10 protein-coding genes and 2 tRNA genes are annotated in these 6,631 nt (G+C 66.5%); 6 read left to right on the top strand and 6 right to left on the bottom strand.

The window, feature by feature from the left end; all coding sequences use genetic code 11:
• Positions 1-992, top strand: a 992-nt coding sequence (locus J7E68_RS11860; protein ID WP_215172823.1) for an alpha/beta hydrolase, incomplete at its 5' end; no start/stop codon positions are given.
• A gap of 51 nt (positions 993-1,043) precedes the next feature.
• Positions 1,044-1,119, top strand: a tRNA-Thr gene (locus J7E68_RS11855).
• A gap of 58 nt (positions 1,120-1,177) precedes the next feature.
• On the opposite strand, the gene J7E68_RS11850 is transcribed toward J7E68_RS11855, so the two are convergent.
• Both J7E68_RS11850 and J7E68_RS11845 read right to left on the bottom strand, forming a co-directional pair.
• Positions 1,178-1,495: a hypothetical protein gene (locus J7E68_RS11850; RefSeq protein WP_215172822.1), complete on the bottom strand. Its 318-nt coding sequence runs from the start codon at positions 1,493-1,495 to the stop codon at positions 1,178-1,180.
• Positions 1,496-1,523: 28 nt separating this feature from the next.
• On the bottom strand, positions 1,524-2,447 hold the full coding sequence (locus J7E68_RS11845; RefSeq protein WP_215172821.1) for a hypothetical protein: 924 nt from the start codon (positions 2,445-2,447) through the stop codon (positions 1,524-1,526).
• Between the two features lie 181 nt (positions 2,448-2,628).
• Between J7E68_RS11845 and J7E68_RS11840 the strand changes: the two genes are divergently transcribed.
• Both J7E68_RS11840 and J7E68_RS11835 read left to right on the top strand, forming a co-directional pair.
• Positions 2,629-3,210, top strand: a complete 582-nt coding sequence (locus J7E68_RS11840; RefSeq protein WP_215172820.1) for an isochorismatase family protein — start codon at positions 2,629-2,631, stop codon at positions 3,208-3,210.
• Positions 3,207-3,734: a DUF1697 domain-containing protein gene (locus J7E68_RS11835; RefSeq protein WP_215172818.1), complete on the top strand. Its 528-nt coding sequence runs from the start codon at positions 3,207-3,209 to the stop codon at positions 3,732-3,734. The genes J7E68_RS11840 and J7E68_RS11835 overlap by 4 nt, the downstream gene beginning before the upstream one ends.
• Positions 3,735-3,752: 18 nt before the next feature.
• On the opposite strand, the gene J7E68_RS11830 is transcribed toward J7E68_RS11835, so the two are convergent.
• Positions 3,753-3,953, bottom strand: a complete 201-nt coding sequence (locus J7E68_RS11830) for a hypothetical protein (RefSeq protein ID WP_215172816.1) — start codon at positions 3,951-3,953, stop codon at positions 3,753-3,755.
• A gap of 25 nt (positions 3,954-3,978) precedes the next feature.
• Here J7E68_RS11830 and J7E68_RS11825 point away from each other — a divergent pair, with 25 nt between their 5' ends.
• Positions 3,979-4,500, top strand: coding sequence for a CGNR zinc finger domain-containing protein (locus tag J7E68_RS11825; protein WP_215172814.1), 522 nt, complete (start codon positions 3,979-3,981; stop codon positions 4,498-4,500).
• A 24-nt stretch (positions 4,501-4,524) separates the two neighbouring features.
• Here J7E68_RS11825 and J7E68_RS11820 read toward each other — a convergent pair whose 3' ends face one another.
• The 3 genes from J7E68_RS11820 to J7E68_RS11810 all read right to left on the bottom strand — a co-directional run bounded on the left by J7E68_RS11820 (position 4,525) and on the right by J7E68_RS11810 (position 6,047).
• On the bottom strand, positions 4,525-5,073 hold the full coding sequence (locus J7E68_RS11820) for a type 1 glutamine amidotransferase domain-containing protein (protein ID WP_215172812.1): 549 nt from the start codon (positions 5,071-5,073) through the stop codon (positions 4,525-4,527).
• A 109-nt stretch (positions 5,074-5,182) separates the two neighbouring features.
• Positions 5,183-5,255: transfer RNA gene (locus tag J7E68_RS11815), tRNA-Lys, on the bottom strand.
• A gap of 132 nt (positions 5,256-5,387) precedes the next feature.
• Positions 5,388-6,047, bottom strand: a complete 660-nt coding sequence (locus tag J7E68_RS11810; RefSeq protein WP_215172810.1) for a fasciclin domain-containing protein — start codon at positions 6,045-6,047, stop codon at positions 5,388-5,390.
• 223 nt (positions 6,048-6,270) lie between these two features.
• On the opposite strand from J7E68_RS11810, the gene J7E68_RS11805 reads away from it, so the two are divergent.
• Positions 6,271-6,631, top strand: a 361-nt coding sequence (locus J7E68_RS11805; RefSeq protein ID WP_285225288.1) for a sigma factor, incomplete at its 3' end; no start/stop codon positions are given.

The raw sequence follows: 6,631 nt of genomic DNA, 5'->3' as shown, positions 1-6,631 counted from the left end.
CGCACCAGTCGTGCGCCGACGCGTGCGAGGCGAACAGCAACGGCATCCTGCCGTACATCACGACCATCAACTCGGCTCGCGACATGGACCTGATCCGTGCGGTGCTCGGCGACACGCAGCTGAACTACCGCGGCTACTCGTACGGCACGTTCCTCGGTGCGACCTATGCGAGCCTCTACCCCGAGAAGGCCGGCCGGCTGGTGCTCGATGGGGCCATCGACCCCGCGGTCTCGGGTCTCGACGTGGGGGCGACGCAGGCACTCGGATTCGAATCCGCACTCCGCGCCTACATGCAGGACTGCCTCGACTCGGGCGCGTGCCCGTTCAACGGCACGGTCGATGAAGCGATGGCCGACCTCGGGGCACTCCTCGCGAGCGTCGATGCCGCCCCTCTCGAGAACGGTGACGGACGCATGCTGGGCGCCGATGCCCTGATGACCGGGATCATCGCCGCGCTCTACTCGGCCGACAGCTGGCAGTATCTGACGCAGGCCTTCGACGAGGCGCTGCAGGGCGACCCGACGACGGCCTTCTTCCTGGCCGACTTCTACAACGGTCGCGAGAACGGCGCCTACATCGACAACTCGAGCGAGGCCTTCCGGGCATACAACTGCATGGACTACCCGGTCGAGGACGACCCCGCCGCCGAGGCCGCGACCGAGAAGAAGATCGCCGACGGTGCACCCACCATCGCGCCCTACTGGAACGGCCCCGACTCCTGCTCGGTGTGGCCGTACCCGCCCACCGGCACCCGTGGTGAGATCACCGCAGAGGGTGCGGGGCCGATCCTCGTGGTCGGCACGACCAACGACCCGGCGACGCCGTACGAATGGTCGGAGTCGCTCGCCGACCAGCTCGAAGAGGGTGTGCTGATCACCCGCGTGGGCGAGGGACACACGGGATACAACAAGGGAAACACGTGCGTCGATGACGCCGTCGAGGCGTTCCTGCTCGACGACGTCGTGCCCGAGAGCGACGTCCGCTGCGAGTGAGTCGGGCTCGATTCGCGGTGCGGCTCCGGAACGGGTAATATCGATGATCGCGCCGCTTTAGCTCAGTCGGCAGAGCATTTCACTCGTAATGAAAAGGTCGTCAGTTCGATTCTGACAAGCGGCTCCAGCAGGCCCCGTGATCTGAAAAGATCACGGGGCCTTTTGGTTTCTTCGAGCAGGCGCTCTCAGCGGCGGATGCTCAGCGCCGTCCTCACGCGTCGCCAGAAGGGCTCAGAACGGAATCCGGGCTCGTCTCGACGGGTGTAGGCGGCCACCAGGACGGCAGTCGCACCGGTGACGATCGCGAACATCGGACCGACCCACGGAGCCTGAGACCCCAACGCGAGACCGCCCGCGGTGACCGCGCCGACGATGAGCGCGCCCGCCGCGACTCCCAGCCACCGTGCCGCGCCGGTGGGGCGTGCACCGAAGGACAGCCCGGCGCTCACTGCGAGAGCCGCTGTCGCGACGTAGGCGACGGTGGCGAGCTGCACCTCCGACATCAGCGACGTCCCTCTGAACGCGCGACGCTCAGCACTTGATCCTCCAGATCACTCCCGGAATGGGAGCCGCGGTGAAGAACAGGCACGACCTCGGGCTGTCGCTCTGGGCGAGGTTCGCCTGCACGGTCATGTAGCCGGCGAATGCACCGCAGGCGACGGTGAATCCGGGGGCACCCCGAGCGAAGATCGCGCACATCGAGCCGGCAGCACTCAGGTCTCTGACCCGTGAGGTCTCGGTGCGAGAGAGCTTCATGCCCCAGGCTGGCGCGTACCAGATCCAGCTCGGGTCGGCGACGATCGGGTAGGCAGTCGATTCGTCTGCCTCGACCACCTGCACGAGCTCCTTTCCGTGGATTTCGTAGTAGGTGTCGACGCTGGCGCCGTTCGCATCCACGGCCCAGGGCGCGTCGACACTCACGAAGTCGCCGGCGGCGTTGACGAACACGACTTCTCCGGTGTCGCTCTTGTACGGGCGATAGCCCTGCATCCGATACCCGAATTCATGCGCGCTCGATGCGTCCGCGATCACGGTCTGCACGCGGGTCGAGCCGTCGGCCATGGTCTGCACCGCGACGGCGTCGGCCGACCCGTCGGTGGCGGGGTAGACCACGGTTCCGTCGTCGGTCACGACACCCGAACCCACGGCGATCTCGTCGGGAAGGGCGATCCTCGCGGTCTGCGTCCCGTCCGCGCCTGCGACCGTGACGACGATGTCGCCGTCGGGCGAGAGCGGAACGGTCGCGCTGGTGTCTTTCACTCTCGTGAGCACCTGCCCGCCGTCGATGATGCCCGGTTCTGCGAGGTCGGATGCCGGCGCGGCCGCCTCGACAGTCTCGGAGGCCCGCTCGGCCAGCGAGGTGTCATCTTCTGCCTGTGCGGGAGCGCCCATCGATGCTGCGAGTACGACGACGGTCAGGAGCGAGGCCACGAACCCCAGTTTTCTTCGTGCCACTGTTCTCACCTTTCACTATGTATGAAGACGTTGTGTCTTCGTTCGTGGTCACTCTAGGCGTGGATGAGGCGCAACGATTAGGACATCTGGCCAGAGATCATCGGTGTCTGCGTGGACCTGCGGCCATTCTCTGCGATTCGGATCACGACAGATGCGAAGTGCGCGGGCGTACGCTCGAAACATGAGTAGAGCGCTTCTGATCGTCGATGTGCAGAACGACTTCACCGAGGGCGGCGCGTTGGCCGTGGCCGGCGGTGACGCCGTGGCATCCGCGATATCCGCGTTCCTCGCCGACCACGCGGGCGACTACCAGGTGATCGTCGCATCCCGAGACTGGCATGACTCGGACGGCGACAACGGCGGCCACTTCGCCGAGACGCCGGACTTCGTCGGCACCTGGCCCGAGCACTGCGTCGCGGGCACGCCCGGCGCCGAGTACGACCCCTTGCTGGTGACGGATGCCGTCACGCATCACGTGCAGAAAGGTCAGGGGAGGCCGGCGTACTCGATGTTCGAGGGGGCGACCGAGTCCGGTGAGAGCGTCGGCGCCATCCTCACCGCCGCCGGGGTCCTGAACGCGGACGTCGTGGGAATCGCGACCGACCACTGCGTGCGGGCATCGGCGCTCGACGCGATCGAGCACGGGGTGCAGGTGCGCGTCTTCACCGATCTGATCGCCGGTGTGGCACCGGAGCCGAGCGCCGCGGCCCTCGCCGAGCTCGCCCATGCCGGCGCCACCTTGGTCGAGAGCGACTCCGTATGACGCGCAGCGTCCTGCTGCTGCGCGCGGTGAACGTCTCGGGGCGCAATCGCGTGCCCATGGCGGCGCTCCGCGAGCTGATCTCTCCTGCACTGGGCGAGGTGTCGACCTACATCGCCAGCGGCAACATCATCTGCGAGCATCCGGGCGAGCCTGCCGCCGCATGCGCCGAGGTCCGCGCGGTGATCTCGACGGAGTTCGGGGTCGACACCCCGGTGATCCATCGCGCTCACGACGAGCTGGTGCGCTCGCTGGCGGCGCAGCCGTTCATCGATGCCTCCGACAAGCTGCTGCACGCGATGTTCCTCGAGGGTGCGGCATCCGCCGGCGCGATCGACGCGTTGCAGGAGCGCCTCGTGCCCGGCGAGCGGATCGCGCTCGTGGGGGACGAGCTGTGGATCGACTATGCCGAGGGTGGGGTGCACACCTCGAAGCTCACCAAGGCGGTGCTCGACCGGCTGCTCGGTGTCGCCGGCACCGCACGCAACCTCCGCACGGTGCGCAGGCTCATCGAGCTGACGGCGTGAGAGTCCTTCGGCTGGCGGTCATACCGCGATCTCCGCGCTGAGCGCTGTGGGAGGCCGCTGAGGCTCTGCCTGCAGGTCGACGCGATGCGTGCCGCAGGCGACGCACCTGACGTACAGGACGACCCCTTCGCTGGTCGGATGCCGGGAGTCGACGACCCAGGCGTGCTCGTGCGGCCGTGCGGTCTGAGAGGGGATCGGGAGGGTGTGCAACGAGGTCATGTATTCAGCGTGATGTAATGGCCTTATGCATCTCAACCCTTACGGCGAGTACGCGGTTCTGCTGGCGGCATCCCTCGCCGACGACTTTCCCGCCGATCGTGCCGGAATCGAGGCGCGCACGCTCGCGATGGGCATGACGATGACCTTCCCGACGGCACGCGATGATCACGAGCGGGTGCGCGAGGTGGTCGACGAGTGGCTGCGGATCGTCGATGCGCCGGATCCGGGCATCCGGGCGAAGATCCTCAACGCGCAGATGGCGGAGGCGTCGGCCTATCCGCGCCTGACGAACCACGACGGAGAGGGGTGGCACCTGCACTACCGTGACGACGTGGAGTCCCTGCCCTATGTGCTGAGGGCGATCTTCGCGGTCGGCACGTCGCTGCACCTCGTCACCCGGGGTATGGATCGACTCGGCCGATGCGAGGCGTCGCCCTGCACGAATGTCGTCGTCGATGTGACCCGCAACGGCAGGCAGCGGTTCTGTTCGGTGCGCTGTGCGAACCGGGCGGCGGTCCGGCGTCACAGGGCGCGCGCTGGCGCCTGACACCGGACCGCCGGATGCCTCAGATCACGCGGTCTGCTCGGCGTGCTTTCCCTCGGCGACCTCTTCGATCAGCTTCGCGTTGAAAGCAGGAAGGTCGTCGGGTGTGCGGCTCGAGACCAGTCCGGCGTCGACCACCACCTCCTCGTCGACCCAGGTCGCTCCGGCGTTGCGGAGATCGGTGGCGAGGCTCGGGTAGCTGGTGAGCGTGCGCCCGTCGACGACTCCGGCCTCGATCAGGATCCACGCGCCGTGGCAGATGACAGCGACGGGCTTGTGCTGCTCGAAGAACGAGCGGGCGAGGTCGATCGATGCCTTGTCGAGCCGCAGGTGGTCGGCGTTCACGACGCCGCCTGGAAGCACGAGAGCGTCGAACTCGTCGGCCTTCGCAGCCTCGGAGGTGAGGTCCACGTGCTGGACGTGGCCGTTCTTGCCGGTGATCTGCTGTCCGTCCGGTGCGATGAGCGTGGCGCTCGCGCCCTCGCCCTGCACCGCTTCCCACGGACTGGTCAGCTCGCTGTCCTCGAATCCGTCTGTCGCCAGGAATGCCACTCGGCTGTCGGTGAGAGTCGCCATGATGCGTCCTTTCGTGGGGATGGGTGTCCCGGATGGGAACACCACGACTCTCTCGCACGGTGCGGATGCAGTGAAGGGGGTGGCCGGATCTGGCCGGCGGTGATAACGGTGGGCCCCGTGGGGCTCGAACCCACGACCCGCGGATTAAAAGTCCGATGCTCTGCCAACTGAGCTAGAGGCCCGCCCCTCCAGTCTAGGGCGCAAAGAAGGAGCCGCTGACGACGTGGTCGTCAGCGGCTCCTTCTCCGTCCCACCTACCTCCCCCGAGTGCGGTGAGACGGCTTACCGAGTCTCAGACCCGGCGTTCCCGTGCCTTACTCGGCCGGGGGCATCAGCACCGAGTCGATGAGGTACACGGTGGCGTTCGCGGTCTGCACTCCACCGCAGATGACGTTGGCGTCGTTGACCATCAGCTCGTCGCCGCTGCCGGTGACCTCGGGGTCGGCACCCTGGACCGTGGCGTGCGTGCCCACGAGGTCGTCAGGCGAGACCTGGCCGGGGACCACGTGGTACGTCAGGATCGAGCTCAGCGTGGCGCTGTCGGTCTTGAGTGCCTTGATGGTGGCGGCGTCGATCTTCGCGAAAGCGTCGTCGACCGGTGCGAAGACGGTGAACTCGTCACCGTTGAGGGTGTCGACCAGGTCGACATCCGGGTTCAGCTGTCCGCTGACAGCCGCGGTCAGGGTCTTGAGCAGCGGGTTGTTCGATGCTGCGGTGGCTACCGGGTCGAGAGCCATGCCCTCGACGGAACCTGCGCCGTCCGGCACTGCTTCTGCGTATGCGGCGCAGCCGGGGCCGACCAGGTTGGCGGCCGGATCCATCGTCTCAGGAGCCATCGTCTCCTCGGACGACTCCGGGGCCGTCGACTCTGCCGGCTCGTCGGTGGTTCCACCCATGGAACATGCGGAGAGCAGGAATGCGCTCGCAAGGCCGAGGGTGATCGCTGCGGTGACCTTCTTCTTGGTGCTGAACATCTCAAGCTCCTTCAGAACAATGCCACGGCCTCTCCGTGGCGTTGACAGTCGTTCGGAGCCCGCTCGGGATCGGATGGGAGAAATGTCGAACTTTTTTCAGATGCGCCCAATCCAATCCGATTCGGGGGGCTGCTGCGAACACCCGTCGAGCACCTGCACTTAAGAGGACTCATTTCCGTCACTTTCGGGTGGTGGCTGCACGGGAAAGCGGGGTGAGTACGGCATGCTGTTAGAGATGGTCATCGACGGAATGGACGTACCCGAAGACGGTACGGCTCGGGATGCTGTCGCCGACCTGCTCGTACGCATAGGCGACGGTGACCAGCGCGCATTCGCGGAGCTGTACGACACGCTCTCGTCTCGCGTGTTCGGTCTCATCCTCCGCGTTCTCGTGAACCGCTCTCAGAGCGAAGAGGTGCTTCAGGAAGTCTTCTTGGAGATCTGGCAATCCGCTACGAAGTTCGCTCCGAACAAGGGACAGGGAAGAACCTGGGTGATGACGATCGCGCACCGTCGTGCGGTCGACCGGGTTCGGGCGTCCCAGTCCAGCGCGGACCGAGATGTGCGCGCCGGGTTCAGAGATA

It is taken from the genome of Microbacterium sp. ISL-103 (genome assembly GCF_018613995.1).
In the GTDB taxonomy this organism is placed as follows: Bacteria; Actinomycetota; Actinomycetes; order Actinomycetales; family Microbacteriaceae; genus Microbacterium.
The sequence above is the reverse complement of the archived record's forward strand: the minus strand, read 5'-3'. Positions and strand labels throughout refer to the sequence as shown.